Genomic DNA, 21,479 nt, shown 5'->3' with positions numbered 1-21,479 from the left:
CTATACAATTTTAATGGTCGAAACAATTTCTCCTACTTCCACCCCTGCATCATTACGCACTACTGCAGGAGACAATGCTTTAATACGTTCAATTGTTTCTTGATTTGTATATTGAATTTGTTCCAATATAGATGCAATGACATTCGGCCACGGACTTTCTGAGCCATTCATAATTTTCAAGGCAAAACTTTGCCCTTCTTCCCTTAAAGCAAAACAGTATACGCCTTGGGCCCCACCTTTAGCCACAATATTAGGGTCCTTTAATAATGCCGTACAAATAAAGTTTTCAGATGCAATGATACGATTTTCTTGATTCATTACACTAGTAAGCTTGATGACTGCCTGACGAATCAGTTGATCTTCAATTAATTCCGGTCGCGCTAGCTTTAAATAGGCGATGGCCATATTTTTTAGCGGAATGGCAAAGACCGGCGCACCACAGCCATCCATTCCTGTACGAATTTTATCCACATCATATTCACTTAAATAAGCAATGTATTTTTTAATCATCTGCTGCAATGGATGATCCGGCTGGCAATAGTGCTCGACATCATAGCCATTCGCTAGGCAGGCAGCTAATAACCCTAAATGCTTACCCGCACAATTATGAAATAGTTTCCTCTTTTCAAAGCCCTGTTGAATATACTGTGTTTTAGGTTCCTCATTTAACGGATAGGACGCTGCACAAATTAAGTCAGTTTCATTTACAGGTAGTTTTCCTATTAACGACAGTAATGCTTCTTGATGATACGTTTCGCCTCTTTGAGAAGCTAGAAATAATGCACTTTCATTTGCAGTAATCCCGTACTTTTCGATAAAATCGGTCATAAAAATGGGAATGGCTTGAAATGGTTTTGCTGCAGAACGAAAATAAACTGGTTCATAATCTTGACCGACAGAGACGAATTCTTCTTTCGATAAATTGACAGCACTTATTTGTCCATAATGCACATTTTCCATTATTCCTGAACGATATTCCTTTAAAAATTGTGCGTAAGCCATAAAGCAACCAACCTTTCTTTAAACAGATAGCAACTGCTTTTGCGCCTGTAATGCCGCCCCTTTCACAACGCCTTCTTTTAATTGATTTGAAAATTGCAAATCGAATGGTTGTAATTCTTTCCATATATACTGTTTACACTTTTCACGCAGTAGTTGTTGAAATGTTCTATTGTGCTCAATCATTTCTCCACTCACAATGACGGCTTCCGGTTCATATAAACAAACTAAATTATTGATAGCGATCGCTAGAAAAGTAGCGACATCTTGTTGAATATCGATGGCCCATTGCTCGCCTTGATTTACACAATGCAAAAGCTCTTCTATTGATTGAATAGTAAGATTTTTAGGTGTCCGTTTTAACAATGACACTTCAGAAACATACATGGATAAGCATCCTCTTTTACCACAGTGACACATGGCTCCAAAGGGATTAATCGTAATATGACTTATTTCGCCCGCTTTATTTTCAATACCGCGATAGACTTCTCCATTTAATAAAATAGATGCTCCTATGCCAGTTCCAATACCGACTAAAATACAATTTGAATACTGTGGCGTATAAATATCACCAATTTCCGCATAGATTTGCATTTTCAATTCATTATCTACGATGACTTCACAGTCAAAAACACCATTTAAATCTTCTCTTATGTGGCAGTTTTCCCACTTTAATTGCTCTGAGGAAACGATTATACCTTCTTCGTTATTGATGACACCTGGAATGCCTATCCCAATGCCTAATAATTTTTCCTGCGCAATGTGATATTCTGTCATTATATTATCGATAGACTGTTTCAATAGATGTAGCGCTTCTTCATATCGATGCCTGATGCTACATTTGATTTCCTGAAAGGCAATCAGTTTTCCTAAAAAATCTAATATACCTATCCGGATAGCAAAACAATCTAGTTCTATGCCAATCGTATATAAAGCATCTTCGCGCATATGAATCAATGTAGGGCGTCTACCAATGGCTGTTTCTTCCGCTACCCCTTCCAGAACAAAGCCTTCCGCTTCTAGTTCCTGCACGATACGGGTAATCGTCGTAGGGCTCATTTTTGTATATTTCGATAATTGAATTCTTGAAATAGGCGCCATCTGTCTTATGGCGTCAAGCACAATATATTTATTCTGCTTTCGCATCTGTACTTGATCTTGCTTTTTCAAAGTTGAATCAACCCCTATTTAAACTTTTCTATGAATTGTACAGCTTCTTCGATGTCTTTTTCGGGATTTGATCTCACTTCACGTTCAATAGTTAAATAGCCATTGTATCCGATTTCATGTAAAGCTGAAAAATAAAGCTCGAAATTGACATCTCCTTGCCCTAATGGAAGTTCTCTGAAAAACTCTCCATTTTCCACCATTTCTCCTATCTTATCATGAGATGTGCCAGAATCGTAACCTAAGTACCCATACACATCTTTTGGGTTCGTAGGCTGCAGTTGAATACCATCCTTCACATGTGTATGTACGATATAATTCTTTAAAAGCTGAACGCCAGCTACAGGGTCATCCTGCGTTACCATCACCATATTGGCCGGATCAAAATTAACCGATACACCATTTGTTGATAGTTTATCTAAAAATCCTTTTAACGTGCTACTCGTTTCTGGCCCTGTTTCAATCGCAAAATAAGCGTCTAATGATGTAGCAAATTGACCTAATTCTTCACAGGCTTCCAACATCGTTTGATAGATTGGATCATTTTCATCTTCCGGAATAATACCAATATGGGTTGTCACGATGGATGTTCCGAGGTCTTTCGCTAATTGCATAATAGCTTTTGATTTTGTTATTTTCCAAGCATTTTCTGCTTTATCTTGAAAGCCATGCCCACCTAAATCTCCACATAATGCAGAGATTTCTAAACCTAAATCTGAAATGTACTGCTTCAATTCTGCTCTTTGTGCAGCATTTAAATTATCTGGGTCCAACTCACCGGAAACTGCATACATTTGTACACCTTGAGCCCCGACTTGTTTCGCCTTTACTAACCCTTCACGAATAGGCAATCGGAAGCTGTCTACAATGACACCAATTTTATTGTTCAATTTCACCATCTTAATAAACCACTTCCTTTCCTTCCGTTGCAGAAATATAAATACCTTCTAAGATTTTCATAATTTCTACCCCATCCTCTACCGGTGCAACGGAATCATATTGATGAAGACAACAATCAACAAACGCATTGATCTCATTTTGAAAGGCATTTGCAAAATCAAAAGTTAAATCGTTAATTTGAGGATGAATATTTAAAATCGTATTATGTTCTTCACTAACAATTTTTAATTCCGGCTCTAGCTCTGCTCCACCGTTCGTGCCATATAGTTTAATACTGATTTCATCTTTCATGGCATGTAGTGTATAAGAAACGTCCACCATTAGCGACGCCCCATTGTCAAATGTAATAAGGGCATTTGCTAAGTCTTCTACTGTATTTTTAGTGGCATCATAGTCTGCCGCCTTATAAAAAGATAAATTTTCAACATGATTTCTATTTCCTAATTGATTGTAAGTATGACCTGTTATCCGTTTTACTTTTGGTTTCCCCATCAAATACCAGCAGATATCAATGACATGTACACCTAGATCAATTAAAGGCCCACCACCAGACTTATCGATTTCTGCAAACCAGCCTCCCGGATTTCCTAATCTTCTTAGACAGGACGCTTTTGCATAATAAATATCGCCTAGTTTGTTATCGTCGATGAAGCTTTTCAGAACTTTCGTATTGGTTGCAAAGCGTCTTACATAGCCCACTTGAAATACTTTCTGATGCTTTTCGGCAACCTTTTGAATATTTAAAGCTTCCGCATACGTCATCGATAAAGGCTTTTCAATCAGCACATGTAAGTCATTTTCCAATGCAAGAATGGCCAATTCGGCATGTGTATTATTCCATGTACAAATACTGACAGCATCTATATGTTTGTCTGCAAATAACTCTTCTTTTGAAGAAAAAACATGTGTTGCGCCAAATTGAGCTGCCTTTGCTTTACCACGTTCAATGGAGGCATCATATACGCCATATAATTCGACCGCTGGATTTTTCATATAGGAACCTAAATGGTAATCAGAAATAGACCCTGTACCGATTACACAAACTTTTAATTTATTCATGTGCTTTCCCCCTTTAGAGCTTGCATTCGTCCCATAAACGACGTACATTATCCATCCCTATTTTTGAACCAACTTGACAATCTTCCATACCTTCAAACTCCACCACAATATAACCATCGTAGCCACTGCCTTTTACGAGCTTAATAATTTCTCGAATATTCAGATCACCATGCCCGACAATCGCCCCTCTGATGTAATTGTTATGCACTGTACGGAACCATTCGCCATCACCTGGATTTTCATAATAAGGACGAATGTAAAAATCTTTAAAATGCACAGTAGCGGCATAAGGAAGGTTTTTCATCACACCAATTAAAGGTTGTTCATCAATGCATAAAAAATTTCCGATATCTAAAGTTGTTTTAAAGTTCTCTCTGTTTACCGCATGAATTAATTGTTGGACACGATCACTCGTTTGCACATTAAAGCCATGATTTTCAATAGTTGTCGTCATATTAAATTGTTTGGCGTAATCAGCAATCAACTGACAACCTCTAACCATTGCTTCAAAGTGTTCATTGTAATAATGAATGGTTGTCTGCTCCTTCGGTAACGTAAAGAGCGTAACGTCATGACGCATAATGTTAATGCCCATATGATGCACGACATCAACATGCTTTTTTAAACGTTCCACTTCTTCTAAAAAAGCTTCTTCTGTATCGTGAATAAAGTTCGCTGGTAATGAATAGCCCGATAGCTCTAATCCTAGCGCTGCTGCTTTTTCTTTAATTTGAGTAGCAAGTTCATAGTTATCTACAACCGTAAATTCATAGGGTACTAATTCAACATGCTGTCCTCCGTTGTCTGCTACCCATTGCAAAACATCCAGAACATCCATTTCTCCCTGTCTCATTTTTTTGACCATACTGTATGTGCTTAATCCGACTTTCATTTTTGAACACCCTCTCTATTAGTTGACAAAGTGACATGCAACACTTTGCTCTTCGTTAATTTTTTTCATCTCCGGAATAGCTTGCTTACATATATCTGATGCCAATGGACACCTTGTGTGGAAGGTACAACCACTCGGCGGGTTTTTAGGATTCGGAATATCACCAGTTAAAACCATTTTCTTTTTTCGTAATGTAGGGTCTGCTATCGGTACGGAAGCAATGAGCGCTTGCGTATAAGGATGCTTCGGGTTATTAAATATCGTTTCTTTACGTCCGATTTCTACAATGGACCCTAAATACATAACACCTATAGTATGGCTAATATGTTCGACAACACTTAAATCGTGAGAGATAAAAAGATAAGATATTTTATAATCTTGCTGCAATTGCTTTAATAGATTTAAAATTTGCGATTGAATCGATACGTCCAACGCAGACACAGGCTCATCGGCAATAATTAATTTCGGTTTTGTAATTAATGCGCGTGCAATACCTAAACGTTGTCTTTGTCCACCACTGAACTCATGGGCATAGCGATCGGCATGTTCGGCATTTAATCCAACGACTTCTAGCATTTCAAGAACGAGTTTTTCACGCTCGGCTTTTGACAGTTTTGTATGAATTTCTAAAGGCTCCCCAACAAGCTCCTTTACTTTCATTCTTGGATTCAAAGAAGCATAGGGATCTTGAAAAATCATTTGAACATTTTGCCTTAAGTGTTTTAATTCGGATGACTTTGCACTAGCTACCTCTTGTCCATCCACCACAATACTGCCATTTGTCGGCGCTATTAATCGCGTGATTAATCTACCTGTCGTAGATTTTCCACAGCCACTTTCACCAACTAAACTAAACGTCGTACCTTCTTCTATTTCAAAGGAAACATCTATGACTGCATTTACATATTGCTTTTGTTGAAATAACCCACCTGCTATTTGAAAGCTTTTCTTTAAATTCTCCACTTTTAAAATACTGTTAGGCATTTACTTTCACATCCTTTGTCGCATATAGCCAGCAGCTACATTGCCGTGTAGTCGAAATGTTCACCGTCGGCGGACTCTCCTCATGGCATACAGACATCGCTTGATGACATCGTGGAGCAAATTTACAACCATTTGGCATATTTTGCGGTGAGGGTACTTGCCCATTGATTGAATCTAGTATTTCTTTGTGCTCACCAATTTTCGGTACAGATGCAATTAAACCTTGTGTATAAGGGTGCTTCGGGCTAGCAAATAATTCAAAGACATCCGCTTCCTCTACAACTTGCCCAGCATACATGACAACTACCCGATCGCACATTTCAGCAACAACACCTAAATCATGTGTAATTAATAAAATAGCTGTGTCATTTTCTTCTTTTAGCTTTTTCATTAATTCTAAAATTTGCGCTTGTATTGTGACATCAAGTGCAGTCGTTGGTTCGTCGGCAATCAGTAAATTAGGATGGCAGGCCATCGCCATAGCAATCATCACTCGCTGGCGCATTCCTCCTGATAGTTGATGGGGATATTCATAAATGATTTCCTCGGCTCTACCGATACCTACATTTTTTAACATTTGGATAGCATGATGTCTGCTTTCATTCTTCGGTAGCTTCAAATGCATCTCAATGGCTTCCATTAACTGCTTGCCAATCTTTAAGACTGGATTTAATGAAGTCATCGGCTCTTGGAATATCATCGCCATTTGCTTACCACGAATCTTCCGAATAGCCGATTCAGACATTTTCGTCAAATCTTCCCCATTAAAATGGATAGAGCCATTGACGATTTTGCCTGTCGTACCATGGAATAATTGCATAATGGATAACGATGTTAAGCTTTTCCCACTACCCGATTCTCCTACTAAACCTAAGATTTCTCCTTTACGGATGGCAAAATTGACACCCCTTAAAATCTTGATTTCCTTTTTATCTCGCGTAAAGGACGTTTCTAAGTCAGTTACTCGCAATACATGTTCTGACATAGGCATTCTCCTTAATTATTTTTTATTTTTGGATCTAATACATCTCGTAATCCATCACCGATTAAGTTAAATGCTAGTACGGTTAAAAATATCGCTATGCCCGGCATGATGACTACGTGCGAAGATGTTCCTAAATAATCACGCCCGCTACTTAGCATGACTCCCCATTCAGGCATTTCAGGGCTGGCACCTAAGCCTAAAAAACTTAAACCAGAAGCTGCTAAAATGGCTGTGCCGATACGCATTGTGACGAAAATAATTAGTTCACTCATCGTTTCGGGGAAAATATGTTTCCACAGCACTCTAACATGCGAAGCCCCCATGGATTGTGCCGCCTCTACGTAGACATTCTCTTTTGCATTCAATGTTGCGCCTCTTACTAAACGGGCAAAAGAAGGTACACTAAAGATCATTACAGCAATAATGACATTATTAATTCCAGGCCCTAATAAGGCGACAATTGCAATAGCTAACAATAAATCAGGGAAAGAGAATAATACATCACAGCTACGCATAATGATTTTGTCAATCCACCCACCAAAATAACCGCTAATTAAACCTAAAATCGTTCCTAGTATTAAGCCTAAAAATACGGCACTAAAACTCACCAATAAAGATATTTTTGCTCCGACGATTAAACGGCTAAATATATCTCGACCATACTCGTCCGTTCCAGCCAAATGACTTGCACTTGGCCCCTCTAATAAAGCATCATAATTCGGTTCAAAAGGATCATACGGCGCGATATAAGGACCAATAAAGGCAACTACAATTAGCAATCCTACAAAGATACTTGCTATCAATGCAGCCTTTTGTTTTTTAAAAGACTTCCAAAATTCTTTTAAAGGAGAGTATTTTCTTTGTGTATGTTGCACTTGGCTATTTTGCACAGTAGTTGGTGAAGTCATTTTGTTCCCTCCTTTAAGAATCTAATTGAATTTTTGGATTTAACACTGTGTACAGCACATCGACCACTAAATTTACTAAAATAAATTCAAATGCAAATAACAGCAGTGCTGACTGAATAACGGGATAATCTCGAAAGGCGATAGAATCAATAAGAAGTCGTCCCATTCCAGGGAAACTAAACACCGTTTCCACGACTACCGATCCTCCTAATAGAAAGCCAAATTGCAGGCCTGCAACCGTTACGACAGAAATTAAGGAATTTCTTAAAGCATGTGTCACAATAACAGAGCGTTCTTTTAATCCTTTTGCTCGCCCTGTTCTGATAAAATCTGCTTGTAACGTTTCCAGCATGGAAGAGCGCGTAAATCGAGCAATCATGGACATAATGCCAGCCCCTAATGTTAAGGAAGGTAAAATATAACTCGAAAAGCCATCTAATCCACCTGTCGGTAATAGCCCTAGTTGCACTGAAAATAATTGAATTAATAATAGACCTAGCCAAAATCCTGGAATCGAAATGCCCGAAACCGCTGTTACCATACCAAAATAATCAGGCCATTTATTTTTATTGATGGCTGAAAAAACACCAATCGCTAAACCCATTAATGTAGCCCAAAACATGGACAGAAAAGTTAATTGAAGAGAAGGCATAAACCTTGTTTTAAACATATCTATGACAGGTAGTCCTGTTGTTAACGATGTGCCAAGCTCACCCGTTACGAGATTTTTCATATAATCCACGTATTGTGTAACAATTGGTTTATCTAAACCCATTTCATGTCGAACATTTTCCACATCTTCTAGCGTGGCATCCTTACCAGCTACTAGCCGTGCAGGGTCACCTGGTATGAAATGAATAAATAAGAACGTTAATATTGAAATAACAATTAAAATCGGTAGCATTTCAACAATTCTTCTCGCTATATATTTCCACATGTCGCCTTCCTCCTTTCTATTTTTTAGAAAAGGAATTGATAAGTATCAATTCCTTTTCCTGCAAATTACTCTACTTTGGCATTCTTCACATCTAGTCCACCAGTAGGGTTCACTAACACACCGCTGACATTTGAACGTACACCATATACAACTTCATCCACCCCTAAGAAAATCCAAGGCGTATCTTGATAGACGATATCTTGTAATTTTCCATATAGTTCTGCTTGGCGATCTACATCTGAAATGGAGTTCGCTTCATCCATTAATTGATCTGCCTCCGGGTTATTATAGTAAGCTGTATTGGCACCATTTGGTGGGAATGATACGCTATGGAAAAGAGGCTTTGTTGCATTCGTTATATCCGAAGCATAAGCGGACCAACTTACATACCACATTTGCAATTTCGCATCATCTGGTGTTTGAGCACCATAGATTTCATCTGATAAAGTGCCTTCTTCCATTGATTTAATATCTACTTTTACACCGATTTGACCTAATTGTTGTTGAATAAACTGCATGCCTTTCATCGTATCTGAGTTTGTATTGCCCCAGATTTCAATCTCAAAGCCATCAGGATAGCCAGCTTCAGCTAATAATTCTTTTGCCTTTTTAATGTTGTGTTCGTACATTTTTTGTTGTTTATAATAAACCGTTTTAGAAGGGATAATGGAGTCTAATGGTACACCTAGTCCCGCATTGACCACTTTTAAATAAGCATCTTTGTCCACCGCATAGTTAAAGGCTTGGCGAACTTTAATATCATTTAACGGTTTTTTATAAGTATTTAATGAAACGTAATGTGCAATGGTAGAAGGAACCTTATTCACTTCTACATCTTTACTTTTAGAAAGTTCTTCAATATTTTGAGCTGGCACTGGATAAATTACTTGTGCATCACCCGCTTTTAGCATCGCCACGCGCGATCCGTTTTCTGATACTGGCTTATAGGTGATTTTAGCAACACGGTCGCCGCCATCCCAATAACCATCAAATTTTTCAATTGTTAAATGATCGCCTTGTACCCATTCAACAAATTTATAAGGCCCTGTCCCAACAGCTTTTTTAGGTATGTCTGCTAAATTTTCTTTAATCATTTTCGGACTAATCATTTTAGCTACCCCAAAGCGCGTAATCATTGGTCCGTATGGTTCTTTTAACGTCACTTTAATCTCATAGTCACCTAGAATTTCAACGTTGGTGATTAAACTAAAACCACGAGAATATAAGCGTAGGCTTTCATCATTCATGATGCGTTCAATGTTAACCTTTACAGCCTCCGCATTAAACGGTTCTCCGTCATGGAAAGTAACCCCTTGTCGTAGTTTGAATGTATAGACAAGCGCGTCTTCACTTATTGAATAATCATCTGCTAAAACTTTAATAATTTGTCCATCTGCATCAAAGCCTAACAATCCTTCTAGCATTGTCTCCTGTACAGAATTCGAATTTGTATCCCCTGTGTTATGCGGATCCATCGAAATAAAGTTTTCATTTACAGCGATAACAAGTTCATTTTTTGAACTAGCTGTGCCCGCTGTAGTAGATTTGTCCCCAGTGTTTGATGCGTTAGAATTGTCTTTTTCTGCGCACGCCGCTAAAAGCAACGTACATAGCATGACAAAAACCAATTTTTTAACATAATTCATTTCGTCTTCCCCCTTTGTAAAAATATATAAAAATATCTCTTAAACCTTAAATTAAGAAATATAATTACTAAAATACACTTATTTTCTCCACTGATGAAAATAAGTAGGCAAAAAATAAACTATATTTTCTTCATTAGACAATTCAATTCAGGAAAGTCATTGCTTCCTCAACGATCACAATTGCTTTTAAATCAGAAAGTATAGTTCAACTTACAAAGTGTATTTATTCCACCGATGAAAATAAGTGGTTAAAAAAATATTCCCTTTCAGGATACTTCGCTTTATTATCAGAAAATTAATTATTTTTTAACAACTATAAACTATGAAATATATTTTTTCCAGTATTTTTTTAATAATTTCTGAATTTTAAGACCATTATACTTACAAAGAGCCACAATAAAAGTTCTAAAAGCCTTATTGCACGGCTTTTAGAACTTTGATCAATCGTTACTTTAACCCATTAATACTATTCACCACTACGCTTAATATGCGGTCAAGATCTTCTTGCGCAATATTCAGTGGCGGTGATAACGTTAACACGTTATTATACCCAGCTACGGTAGCACCATTTTTCCCAATGATAACCCCTTGCCCTTTACATGCTGCAATGACAGCATTCACTTTTTCCACTGCTAAAGGTTCTTTTGAAACTTTATCGATAACTAATTCTATGCCAATTAATAAACCTTTTCCTCGCACATCCCCTACATTCGGATGATGCTGTAATTGTTGTTGTAATGTTTCTAATGTTGCAGCACCTATTTCCTTAGAACGATCAAATAATGCTTCTCGCTCAAGAATCTCAATATTTTTTAATGCTACTGCACATGCCACGGGTGAACCACCAAATGTATTCACATGGCGGAAATAACCATAAGCATCTGAGCCTGTAAACGCTTCATAAATTTCGCGTTTCACTGCTGTTGCAGACAGTGGTAAATAGGCACTTGTAATCCCTTTAGCCATCGTAATAATATCCGGCTTGACGCCATAATTCATAAATCCAAAAGGCTTTCCTGTTCGCCCAAACCCACAAATCACCTCATCGACAATCATTAAAGCCCCATGTTTTTTACATACTTCCTCAATACCTTTTAAATAATTCTCAGGAGGCATAATAACACCACCACCCGTAATAATAGGCTCTAAAATCATCGCTGCAATCGTATCGCTCAGTTCCCATGTCATCAATTTATCGACAGCTTTGACACTTGCTAAATCTAATGGCGCGCACGTTTCATTTTCATGTTCACGATATTGATCTGGTGGTGCGACATGAATAAAACCGGGTGATAGCGGTTCATATTTATATTTTCGCTCTGCCTGCCCTGTCGCCGCTAATGCCCCAAAGGAATTACCATGATACGCACGGTAACGAGAGACCACTTTATAGCGAGAACTTTGGCCTTTTTGCTGGTGATATTGTCGTGCTATTTTAAACGCTGTTTCATTTGCCTCCGACCCACTATTAGAGAAGAAAATAACATAGTCGCCACCGAGCATATCATTAATTTTTTCTGCTAATTCAACAGCAGGTAAATGTCCTTGTGATAAAGGTGCATAAGCATTTTTCATCATTTGTTCATGCGCAACATCGGCTAATTCCTTGCGCCCGTAGCCGACGTTTACACACCATAAGCCAGCCATGGCATCTATATATTCATTCCCATCTGTATCAACGATTTTTGCACCTTCGGATTTTTCTACTACATATGTTGCTTGTGGATTATAAGGTTTCATTGAATGCCAGACATACTGTTCATCTTTTTTTAAGACATCACTCTTCAGATTTGTATGAACCATTTACACGCACCCCTTTAGTTAATATTGTGTTCCTGTATTAAAGTGTTCCTACTGTATGTTCGTATCGCTATTACTTGGGAAAGCAAATGAGCTTGTCGTATCTTCTTCTTCATCTGGCCAACGTTCAGAAATCGTTTTCGCCTTCGTAAAGAATCGTGCTTGATCTGGTCCAAACATATGCCCCTCACCAAATTTCGAACGCTTCCACCCACCGAAGTTGTGATAGCCAACCGGAATGGGAATAGGAACGTTTATCCCTACCATTCCAACTTCTATTTCTTCTTGGAATTGACGCGCAGCACGTCCACTACTCGTAAACATCGTGACACCATTTCCTAACTCATGATCATTAATGAGATCAATGGCTTCCTGCAACGTCTCCACCCCTACGATAATGCGTGCAGGGCCAAACACTTCTTCTTTAAAAATCTTCATATCTGGCGTCACTTGATTCAGTAAGGTAGGTCCTAAATAAAATCCTTTCGAAGTTTCGCAAATACTTGGATTTCTGCCGTCCGTTACTAAGTTAGCTCCTTCTGCAACCGCACCGTCAATATATTGGATAATGGTATCTTTCGCCTGTTGCGTAATAACAGGTCCAAAATCAATATTTGCCTCTTGGAAAGATCCTATTTTTAAATTCAACACTTTTTCTTTTACTATTTCAGTGAATCGTTTTTCTGTATCCTCCCCAACGACTATCGCTCCTGAAATAGCCATACAACGCTGTGAAGCAGCTCCATATGCTGCACCTAAAAAGGCATTGGCCGTTTGCTCTAGATTGGCATCCGGCATCACAATCATAAAGTTTTTCCCTCCACCAAATGCCGCTACTCGCTTGTTATGCTTTGTACCTGTGTGATAAATATATTCAGCCACTGGTGTCGAGCCAACAAATGAAATAGCTTGAATATCTTTGTTTGCAAGCAGTTCATTGACAGCTTCTTTATCACCGTTTATGACTGTCCAAATGCCATCCGGTAAGCCTGCCTCTTGCCATAATTCGCTTAGCAATAATGCCGAGTGTGGTACGCGCTCAGACGGCTTTAAAATGACAGCATTGCCTACTGCAACAGCCATACTCGTAATGGCAAGTGGCACCATCACAGGGAAATTAAAAGGCGCAATGGTTGCAACTACGCCAAGTGGCGCTTTGGCAGAAAAGGCATTAATATCACCGCCAACATTGACCGAGTATTCACCTTTCAATAACTGCGGTGCACTGATCGCCATATCTACAGATTCAATGCCTCGAATAATTTCCCCTTTGGCATCTTCTTTCGTTTTGCCACTTTCCTCACAAATTACTTGAATCAACTCATCCTGCCGTTCCACTAATAGCTGACGGAAACGATGCAATACCTCTACACGTTTACCTATCGATGTTTTTTTCCAAGCAGGGAAAGCTGTTTTGGCAAATTGAATAGCTTGCTTCACTTCTTCCCTTGAAGCTAATGGTACTTGTGCAATAACCTCTCCTGTCGATGGATTGTAGACGTCTGCGTAACTACCGCTTGTGCCCTTCGTTTTATTGCCGTTGATAAAATGTGATAGTGTTTTCGTTTGCTGTTGAATTGTCATCTTCTCACCACTCCTTATTCCGTCTCATTATTTAAAATCAAATTGTCCTTTTGGAAGGATGAACTTGCCTCTTCTATTGGGTTAATAATCTTTTTCCGTTGTGTTACGACATAGAGAATCATTACAATGGCAACGACAACACATGTGAATAAAATTTGAGAACGCATCGAGTCGATAAAGAACATCGAGATTAATAATGCCGTTGTCGCCAGTATCGTAAAGTATGTTAAATATGGGAAAAACCACATTTTTACTTTTAATAATGCTGGGTTTTCTTTTTCAATCTTTCTGCGCATTCTCAATTGGGAAAAGGCAATAATTAAGTAAAGAATTAAAGTAATTGCACTACAGGAGCTTAATAAAAACATAAACACTTTATCTGGCGAAACATAATTCATTATTACAGCAATATATGAGAAAAAAGTGGCTGCTAGAATTGCATTTACAGGAGAGCCTTTTTTATTTAGTTTTAAAAATGATTTTGGCGCCTCTCCTTTTTCTGCTAAAGAGAAAACCATTCTGGATGTTGCATAGAGAGCTGAATTCAAACAGGATAAAACTGCTGTTAAGACGACAAAATTCATAATTTGTGCTGCTGCTGGAATGCCGATATAATCTAGCACTGCTACATAAGGGCTTGTTAATATATCAGAGGAGTGCCACGGTAATAATGTAACGACTACCGTGATCGACCCAACATAGAAAATTAATATACGCCATGTGATCGAATTTGTAGCTTTTGTTACAGCAGCTAACGGTTCATCCGACTCTCCAGCTGCAATGGCCACAATTTCTGTCCCCATAAAGGAGAAAATTACAATAACTACTCCCATAAGTACAGCGCCGAAGCCATTAGGTAAAAATCCACCTTCACCGATTAAATTGGCAGTGCCAATCGCATTGAAATTGGGTGCAATGCCGAAAATAATAAATGCCCCAAGCGCTAGGAAAGCAATAATACTTACAACCTTGATAAGAGAGAACCAGTATTCAAACTCACCAAATGCCTTTACTGACAGGACATTTGTTAAAGTTAATGCGACCGTTAATAGTAGACTAAGCAACCATAACGGAATGCCATCATACCAGTATTGGATAATAGCGGCGGCAGCCGTTGCTTCAAGGGCAATAGCGACAACCCAGAAAAACCAATATAACCAGCCGATCATAAAGCCTGCCCATGGACCAATTGCTTCATGTGCATAATGCGCAAATGAACCACTTGTTGGATTCACAGCTGCCATTTCACCAAGCATTCGCATAACAAGTACGACGATGATGCCAGCAAAAATATAAGAAAGTATGGCCCCTGGTCCAGCCAAGTTAATAACCGAACCGCTCCCCATAAAGAGGCCAGCGCCTATTACCCCTGCGATCGCAATCATGGTCATATGACGTTTCTTTAAACCTTTCTGTAAATGCGTTTGTTGTTCCAAATCTGTCACCCCTTATTCAAGATTGGATTGTATCTTATAAAAAATCTTACATCTTCCAAAGAAATGAAGTAATAGACAAACTGTAAAATTCTATGATTTTGTTTTGTACATAATGTAAAATAGAATAAACAATCATGAAAGACGATTTTTAGTATATTACTAGCTAAATCATTACATTTTACTCATAATTTAAGTTTTTCTATGTATAATGCAATACTTTGATGGGAGGGCTACGATGAGTCAATATAAACTCCAAGTAAAGGACGTATTAGAGAACGAATATTTTCGAAGTGCAGAGGTCGTTGCAGGTCAAGGTGGGTTATTACGTATTGTAAAGTGGGCACATGTTATTGAAATTGTGCAAGTGGATAATTTCTTAGCAGGAGACGAATTAGTTTTAACGACAGGGATTAGTTTACAGCATCATCTTGAGGACTTTCTCTTTTTCGTAGAATCGCTAATTCATAAAAAATGTGCTGCCCTCTGTATCGAATACGGAACTTATTTACACTCAATTCCAGAGGTCATTGTGTCACTTGCCAACCGGCATGACTTCCCGATCATTGTTTTTCATGAGACAGTCCCTTTTGTGCGGATTACACAAGATTTGCATAGCCAAATTATGAATCAGCAATATTTAATGATTTCCTCTTTAGAAACGTACTCACAAACTTTAAACAAAAATGCTCTTCTAGGACAAAACACAGATGATATATTGCAAACAATCTATCAGACATTGCGTACACAAATTATTTTTTCTATTAAAGGCCGAGACCCTATCTTTTTCCCAAATATGCCGCTAGCTAAACGACAGCAATTATTAACAATGCCCAAAACTGCACCGCAATTTAAACATGAGCCTATTTTTATTGTCGATCAGCATTATGCAGATTTAACGCTTTATCGAGCAGATGGATTATTTTCAGAATTTGAATTACTCATTTTGGATCGCACCGCCACGGCACTAGCACAACTTTTAATGCGGGATTTTTATATAGAAGAAAAAAGAGATATCGAGGATGCCACTATTTTAGCAGATTGGATTGATCAAAAACTGACGAAAGAGGAAATCTATAAATTTATCGTGGCCCACCATTCCAACTATACGTATTATAGTAGCGCCGTTTTTATTTTATCGTCTCCTTATACTATTATGAGAGCGCAAGAGGACATTGTGTATAGCAAGCTTTATTATCGCAATCTCTTTGAACAAAATGGCTTTACACCCTTTTTATTTGAACGTAAAAGCTATGTCGTGTTTATCTTACTTCATACAAAGGATAGTAAAGCGAGCCGCGAATTGTTAAACTCGCTATTTGCCACGCTCCAGCACACGGATTTTTATAAAAAACAACTATTACAAGGCTATCAACTCGCGATTGGTAAAGTCGTTTCAGATGTCGAGGAAATCCCCAAAAGCTATCATACTGCTTTGGAAACATTATATATTTGCCGCAAAGTGCAAACGACATCGTTTTTTTATGACGATTTACACTTATATCACTTAATCTATAAGTTACAAATGCAAGTGAATTTACAAGAAGTTATTCAAGATTATTTACAACCGGTTATAGACTATGACAAGAAGTACAACAGCAAACTGTTAGAAACACTACAAGTTTATTTACAAACGAATGGCTCCAAACAACAGACAGCCAAACAATTATTTATTGTAAGACAAACACTCTATCATCGCTTAAAGAAGCTTGAAAATCTGCTAGGGGAAAATTTCATGAAAGGTCACAACCGCATTACACTTGAATTTATGCTACTAGCCAATTCGTTAATTGAAGACAAAGAGTAATATTCTATAGCGTAAAAATCCACTTCGCTTTCCGGCGGGCACGATGTAAGCCGCAACCGTCGCTGTTGCGTCTTACATTGCGTGCGTTCCCGCAGGAGTCTGCGTGGATTTCCACTTGGAGAGGGTATTCGCAGTGTTAGTAGCATACAAAATGGGGACTGGCACATAGGTCATGGTAAGCAAAATAAGCGACTTCCTATAGCGTAAAAAACCCACTTCGCCTTCCGCTCAGCACAAAATAAGCTGCAGAAGTCTTTTGGGTTTTTTATTTTCAGAATTGTTTGGGTGCCTGGCACTCACTATATAATTCTGGTCTGCGGTCTTCATATACGGGAATTCTTCCTCGCACTTCATCAACAATGGATAAATCAATATCTATAACCGCTACTTCTTCATCTTCTGCGCCAACCCATACGACTTCTCCCCAAGGTTGAATAACCATTGATTGCCCATTGAAGTTTTCTACTTTGTTCGCAATACGATTCACGGCAACAACGAAGCATTGGTTTTCAATTGCTCGTGCTTGCAATAACGTTTTCCAGTGGTCGATTCGAGCTGTTGGCCATTGTGCTGGTACGAATAATACCTTTGCACCAGATAATGCATGTGCGCGTAACCATTCTGGGAAGCGAATATCATAGCAAATAACACCCGCTGCTTCGATATCTCCTAGTGCAAAGCGGTTCATTTCATCACCCGCTTCTAAATATAGATGCTCATCCATCAAACGGAATAAATGTGCCTTACTATATTCGCCAACCTGTTGTCCTTCCTTATCAAACGTATACATCGTATTGAAAAATTTATCGCCCTTCTTCGTTGCAACAGAGCCCCCTACAATATGTACGCCCAGTTCAATTGCTAAGCCTTGTAAAAACGCCTTTGCCCGTTGACCATCCACATCTGCAATGTCCGGTAACTTTTCAAGCGCATAGCCCGTATTCCACATTTCCGGAAGTACAATTATTTCCGCGCCTAAACGTGCCGCTTCACGTATTTTCTCCTCAGCTCTCGCAAAATTTTCTTCCACTTTGCCGAATCTTACATTTAATTGAATACATCCTATTTTCATTGCCATTCCCCCATTAAAAAAATAGTTTTATAGTTCATGATATAAGTAATTCTAAATGCGTTAACTGAACGCTATACATTCTAAAGACCATTATAGCACTGAGTGATCTATGCTTGTCGTATATAAGACTAATCGTCCATGAAATCCATTAATAGCAGTGCACACTTTGTCATGGTAGCAAAGACAATACCTCTCACTCAGAATGCATACAGCATAAGACGCGGCAACAAGCGCACAAACATGCTAATTCTCGCCATCCTAAAGGGATAACAACTTTCAAATAGAATATTAAACTATATAAAAACGTCAATACCGAAAGAAGGTTTGTTATGAAAAAGAAAGCAGCCAAAATAGGGACAGGATTGCTGTTAATCCTCCTTCTATTACTAGGCACTTATAAATTAATGAATGCTAGAACGGTTCAGTTATTTGGACATATAACAAATCAAGTCGAGACAACTCAAAAAGTAGTCGCATTAACGTTTGACGATGGACCATCCGATAATGTTGATACAATATTGCCGTTATTAGAAAAGTACCAGGCCAAAGCGACCTTTTTTCTAATCGGAGAAGAAATTGAAAAACACCCAGCTGAAGCGGAAAAAATAGTAGAAGCAGGCCATCAAATGGGCAATCACACGTATTCCCATCATCGCATGGTTTTTAAATCCCTTTCTTACTACAAAGAAGAAATTGAAAAGACAGATCTATTAATTCGCAAAGCGGGGTATAAAGGGCAAATTGATGTTCGTCCCCCTAACGGAAAAAAGCTTATTGGATTTCCTTATTACCTAAACAAACATAAAAGAGACACCATCACTTGGAATCTCGAACCCGATAGTTATTACGACTCGGCTACAGACAAAGTGAATTATGTAAAAGAGCATGTTACACCTGGTTCGATTATTTTAATTCACCCAATGTACGATGAAACCGATAAAGTACTGCAAACGATTGAAGGTATTTTACAAGAGCTTTCGAATGAGGGCTATACATTTGTTACGGTTAATGAGCTTCAAGATTTATGAAGATAATAGTGGACACCTATTGATAGCATGTAACCTAAATAAAGACCAAGCTTAACAGTGAGTAGCCGGTTAAAGTATTCTTGTTGCAACACTTTTTTCCCCTTGTAAACAAATCCTATAGACAATCTATTAAAAAAGTAATAGTATTTGCAACATATCCTTAGTTATTATTAAATTCTGAAAAAGGTGAGCATACATGGAATTATCTAAGAAACTACAGCAACTCCCAACGCAATTTTTTGCAGCACTTGTGCAGAAAGTCAATGCAGCACTAGCAGAAGGGCGCGATGTTATTAATCTTGGGCAGGGCAATCCCGATCAGCCGACTCCCCCACATATTGTGAAAGCACTTCAAGAGGCTGCAGAAAACCCGCAGCATCACAAATATTCTCCATTCCGCGGTATTGCGGAATTACGTCAAGCTGCAGCGCAATTTTACAAACGTGAATACAATGTTGATATTAATCCCGAAACAGAAGTGGCTGTGTTAGGCGGTACGAAGATTGGACTGGTAGAACTACCAATGGCCGTGTTAAATCCTGGCGATACAATGCTATTACCTGATCCAGGCTATCCAGATTATTTATCTGGTGTTGTATTAGGTGATGTTCAATATGATGTCATGCCTCTTTTTGCGGAAAATGATTTCTTGCCGGACTATGATGCATTGTCCGATGAAATAAAAGAACGAGCTAAGCTTCTTTATTTGAATTACCCGAACAACCCTACTGGCGGAACAGCGACACTTGAATTTTTTAAGGAAACTGTGCGCTTTGCTAAAGAGCATGAGATTATCGTCTCACATGATTTCGCATACGGTGCAATCGGCTTTGATGGCCATAAACCAGTAAGCTTCTTGCAGGCAGACGGTGCCAAAGACGTCGGTATTGAACTGTATACATTATCAAAAACGTATAATATGGCTGGCTGGCGCATCGGCTTTGCCGTCGGTAATGCTGACATTATCGGAGCGATTAATTTAATTCAAGATCATTTATTTTGTAGCCAATTCCCTGCTATTCAACAGGCAGCAGCTGTCGCATTAACTTCGTCGCAAGCTTGTGCACAAGAACTTAACGCGACATATGAACGTCGTCGTAACGTACTAATTGAAGAAGCACAGCGTATTGGTTGGCAGGTAAAGGCTCCAAAAGGTTCGTTCTTTGCATGGCTCCCTGTTCCATTAGGTTATACAAGTGAACAATTTGCCGACTTATTGCTCGATCAAGCGGATATTGCCGTAGCTGCGGGTAATGGCTTTGGACAGTTCGGTGAAGGCTATGTACGTGTCGGCTTACTTGTTAGTGAGGAACGCTTACGTGAAGCTATGGGCCGTATTGAAAAGCTTAACTTATTTAAACTATAAAATAAGAAGCACTCGCCATATGACGAGTGCTTCTTATTTCTTTATTATTAACGATTTTTCATCCACTCTGGTTTACCAAAGCCTTTGAAGTCTGCGTCAATTATTTCTTCAAATTTAGCCGATTCTACAATTTCCACTAGGTCCTTTGATAATTGTGAATCTTTGTTATCCGCTTTTACCGCAATAACGTTACGGAATTGGTCAGGCATGTTTTCTAAAAATACTGCATTTAGTAAATCTAGCCCCGCTGCTAAAGCGAAGTTACCAGGTACACCAGCTAAATCAACACTTTCGACTGTACGTGGAAGTGCTGCAGCTTCAATCGGTTGGAAAACTAGATTTTTGTCATTTTTCACAACATCTTTTTCTGAAGCTTTTAATTCTTCGATTTTAGGATCAATTTCGATTAAGCCTTGTTCTTGCAATGATAATAATGTGCGTGCTGCATTCGAAGGATCGTTGGCAATTGCCACTGTTGCACCATCTGGAATTTCATCGATTGATTTATATTTGTTTGAGAAAAAGCCCATTGGCGCTGTTGGCACAATAATTAAAGCTTCTAAATCCATGTTGTTCTGCTCTTCGAAGTTTTCTAAGTACTTTGTATGCTGAAATAAGTTCGCATCAATATCGCCATTATCTAAAGCTTTATTTGGCTGCACATAATCACTGAATTCTACTAGATCAACTTTGTAACCTTTTTCTTCAAGCTGTGGAATAATTGCTTTTTTTAGCATATCACTATATGGACCTGCTGTTGCACCTAGTTTAATAGATTTGCTATCCCCTGCTGCATCTGAACCCTTTTTTGAATCGGCTCCTTTGTCGCTCGAACCACATGCTGCTAAAACGACAGCAAGAATGATTGTCAACAATGCTAGTAACGATTTTCTCATCTTTTCTTTCTCTCCT

Annotated in this window: 18 protein-coding genes; 3 read left to right on the top strand and 15 right to left on the bottom strand. The window is 38.5% G+C overall.

Features of this window, described 5'->3' with window-relative positions:
• The 13 genes from ACKVEV_RS19305 to ACKVEV_RS19245 form a co-directional block, all read right to left on the bottom strand.
• Positions 1–1,002, bottom strand: a complete 1,002-nt coding sequence (locus tag ACKVEV_RS19305) for an asparaginase (protein WP_409367828.1) — start codon at positions 1,000–1,002, stop codon at positions 1–3.
• 18 nt (positions 1,003–1,020) lie between these two features.
• On the bottom strand, positions 1,021–2,169 hold the full coding sequence (locus ACKVEV_RS19300; protein ID WP_409367827.1) for an ROK family protein: 1,149 nt from the start codon (positions 2,167–2,169) through the stop codon (positions 1,021–1,023).
• 14 nt (positions 2,170–2,183) lie between these two features.
• Positions 2,184–3,065 carry a sugar phosphate isomerase/epimerase family protein gene (locus ACKVEV_RS19295; protein WP_409367826.1) on the bottom strand — a complete coding sequence of 294 codons (882 nt, stop codon included), beginning with the start codon at positions 3,063–3,065 and terminating at the stop codon, positions 2,184–2,186.
• 1 nt (position 3,066) lies between these two features.
• Entirely contained in the window at positions 3,067–4,125 is a 1,059-nt protein-coding gene (locus ACKVEV_RS19290) for a Gfo/Idh/MocA family protein (protein ID WP_409367825.1), read from the bottom strand.
• Between the two features lie 13 nt (positions 4,126–4,138).
• The gene (locus tag ACKVEV_RS19285; protein ID WP_409367824.1) at positions 4,139–5,017 is read right to left on the bottom strand and encodes a sugar phosphate isomerase/epimerase family protein; all 879 of its coding nucleotides are present in this window, start codon (positions 5,015–5,017) and stop codon (positions 4,139–4,141) included.
• Between the two features lie 18 nt (positions 5,018–5,035).
• A complete protein-coding gene (locus ACKVEV_RS19280; protein ID WP_409367823.1) occupies positions 5,036–6,001 on the bottom strand; it encodes an ABC transporter ATP-binding protein in 966 nt (321 codons plus the stop codon).
• Positions 5,994–6,986 (bottom strand): ABC transporter ATP-binding protein, encoded by a 993-nt coding sequence (locus ACKVEV_RS19275; RefSeq protein WP_409367822.1) that lies wholly within the window; start codon positions 6,984–6,986, stop codon positions 5,994–5,996. The genes ACKVEV_RS19280 and ACKVEV_RS19275 overlap by 8 nt, the downstream gene beginning before the upstream one ends.
• A gap of 11 nt (positions 6,987–6,997) precedes the next feature.
• Positions 6,998–7,894: an ABC transporter permease gene (locus ACKVEV_RS19270; protein ID WP_409367821.1), complete on the bottom strand. Its 897-nt coding sequence runs from the start codon at positions 7,892–7,894 to the stop codon at positions 6,998–7,000.
• Between the two features lie 13 nt (positions 7,895–7,907).
• On the bottom strand, positions 7,908–8,831 hold the full coding sequence (gene nikB, locus ACKVEV_RS19265; protein WP_409367820.1) for a nickel ABC transporter permease: 924 nt from the start codon (positions 8,829–8,831) through the stop codon (positions 7,908–7,910).
• A gap of 65 nt (positions 8,832–8,896) precedes the next feature.
• Positions 8,897–10,477 carry a glutathione ABC transporter substrate-binding protein gene (locus ACKVEV_RS19260; protein ID WP_409367819.1) on the bottom strand — a complete coding sequence of 527 codons (1,581 nt, stop codon included), beginning with the start codon at positions 10,475–10,477 and terminating at the stop codon, positions 8,897–8,899.
• A gap of 447 nt (positions 10,478–10,924) precedes the next feature.
• Positions 10,925–12,280: an aspartate aminotransferase family protein gene (locus ACKVEV_RS19255; protein WP_409367818.1), complete on the bottom strand. Its 1,356-nt coding sequence runs from the start codon at positions 12,278–12,280 to the stop codon at positions 10,925–10,927.
• Positions 12,281–12,328: 48 nt separating this feature from the next.
• Positions 12,329–13,861, bottom strand: coding sequence for a CoA-acylating methylmalonate-semialdehyde dehydrogenase (locus ACKVEV_RS19250; RefSeq protein WP_409367817.1), 1,533 nt, complete (start codon positions 13,859–13,861; stop codon positions 12,329–12,331).
• Positions 13,862–13,875: 14 nt separating this feature from the next.
• On the bottom strand, positions 13,876–15,246 hold the full coding sequence (locus ACKVEV_RS19245; protein WP_409370591.1) for an amino acid permease: 1,371 nt from the start codon (positions 15,244–15,246) through the stop codon (positions 13,876–13,878).
• 286 nt (positions 15,247–15,532) lie between these two features.
• Between ACKVEV_RS19245 and ACKVEV_RS19240 the strand changes: the two genes are divergently transcribed.
• Complete coding sequence (locus ACKVEV_RS19240) at positions 15,533–17,101, top strand: PucR family transcriptional regulator (protein WP_409367816.1); 1,569 nt, start codon at positions 15,533–15,535, stop codon at positions 17,099–17,101.
• 271 nt (positions 17,102–17,372) lie between these two features.
• Here the strand turns inward: ACKVEV_RS19240 and ACKVEV_RS19235 are convergent, their stop codons facing one another.
• A complete protein-coding gene (locus ACKVEV_RS19235) occupies positions 17,373–18,173 on the bottom strand; it encodes a carbon-nitrogen family hydrolase (protein WP_409367815.1) in 801 nt (266 codons plus the stop codon).
• 329 nt (positions 18,174–18,502) lie between these two features.
• Between ACKVEV_RS19235 and ACKVEV_RS19230 the strand changes: the two genes are divergently transcribed.
• A complete protein-coding gene (locus ACKVEV_RS19230) occupies positions 18,503–19,201 on the top strand; it encodes a polysaccharide deacetylase family protein (protein ID WP_409367814.1) in 699 nt (232 codons plus the stop codon).
• A 196-nt stretch (positions 19,202–19,397) separates the two neighbouring features.
• Positions 19,398–20,567 (top strand): pyridoxal phosphate-dependent aminotransferase, encoded by a 1,170-nt coding sequence (locus ACKVEV_RS19225; RefSeq protein ID WP_409367813.1) that lies wholly within the window; start codon positions 19,398–19,400, stop codon positions 20,565–20,567.
• A gap of 47 nt (positions 20,568–20,614) precedes the next feature.
• Here the strand turns inward: ACKVEV_RS19225 and ACKVEV_RS19220 are convergent, their stop codons facing one another.
• Positions 20,615–21,463 (bottom strand): MetQ/NlpA family ABC transporter substrate-binding protein, encoded by an 849-nt coding sequence (locus tag ACKVEV_RS19220; protein ID WP_409367812.1) that lies wholly within the window; start codon positions 21,461–21,463, stop codon positions 20,615–20,617.
• Between the last annotated feature and the right edge of the window lie 16 nt (positions 21,464–21,479).

Origin of the sequence: Lysinibacillus sp. 38-6 (assembly GCF_046245175.1) — a bacterium.
Lineage (GTDB): Bacteria > Bacillota > Bacilli > Bacillales_A > Planococcaceae > Lysinibacillus.
The sequence above is the reverse complement of the archived record's forward strand: the minus strand, read 5'-3'. Positions and strand labels throughout refer to the sequence as shown.

Coding starts and splice junctions, on each gene's coding strand:
- ACKVEV_RS19245 (WP_409370591.1), bottom strand. CDS start 15,246: ATGATTGCGATCGCAGGGGTAATAGGCGCTGGCCTCTTTATGGGGAGC.
- ACKVEV_RS19255 (WP_409367818.1), bottom strand. CDS start 12,280: ATGGTTCATACAAATCTGAAGAGTGATGTCTTAAAAAAAGATGAACAG.
- ACKVEV_RS19240 (WP_409367816.1), top strand. CDS start 15,533: ATGAGTCAATATAAACTCCAAGTAAAGGACGTATTAGAGAACGAATAT.
- ACKVEV_RS19230 (WP_409367814.1), top strand. CDS start 18,503: ATGAAAAAGAAAGCAGCCAAAATAGGGACAGGATTGCTGTTAATCCTC.
- ACKVEV_RS19285 (WP_409367824.1), bottom strand. CDS start 5,017: ATGAAAGTCGGATTAAGCACATACAGTATGGTCAAAAAAATGAGACAG.
- ACKVEV_RS19260 (WP_409367819.1), bottom strand. CDS start 10,477: ATGAATTATGTTAAAAAATTGGTTTTTGTCATGCTATGTACGTTGCTT.
- ACKVEV_RS19290 (WP_409367825.1), bottom strand. CDS start 4,125: ATGAATAAATTAAAAGTTTGTGTAATCGGTACAGGGTCTATTTCTGAT.
- ACKVEV_RS19225 (WP_409367813.1), top strand. CDS start 19,398: ATGGAATTATCTAAGAAACTACAGCAACTCCCAACGCAATTTTTTGCA.
- ACKVEV_RS19235 (WP_409367815.1), bottom strand. CDS start 18,173: ATGAAAATAGGATGTATTCAATTAAATGTAAGATTCGGCAAAGTGGAA.
- ACKVEV_RS19295 (WP_409367826.1), bottom strand. CDS start 3,065: ATGGTGAAATTGAACAATAAAATTGGTGTCATTGTAGACAGCTTCCGA.
- ACKVEV_RS19220 (WP_409367812.1), bottom strand. CDS start 21,463: ATGAGAAAATCGTTACTAGCATTGTTGACAATCATTCTTGCTGTCGTT.
- ACKVEV_RS19275 (WP_409367822.1), bottom strand. CDS start 6,986: ATGTCAGAACATGTATTGCGAGTAACTGACTTAGAAACGTCCTTTACG.
- ACKVEV_RS19305 (WP_409367828.1), bottom strand. CDS start 1,002: ATGGCTTACGCACAATTTTTAAAGGAATATCGTTCAGGAATAATGGAA.
- nikB (WP_409367820.1), bottom strand. CDS start 8,831: ATGTGGAAATATATAGCGAGAAGAATTGTTGAAATGCTACCGATTTTA.
- ACKVEV_RS19250 (WP_409367817.1), bottom strand. CDS start 13,861: ATGACAATTCAACAGCAAACGAAAACACTATCACATTTTATCAACGGC.
- ACKVEV_RS19280 (WP_409367823.1), bottom strand. CDS start 6,001: ATGCCTAACAGTATTTTAAAAGTGGAGAATTTAAAGAAAAGCTTTCAA.
- ACKVEV_RS19270 (WP_409367821.1), bottom strand. CDS start 7,894: ATGACTTCACCAACTACTGTGCAAAATAGCCAAGTGCAACATACACAA.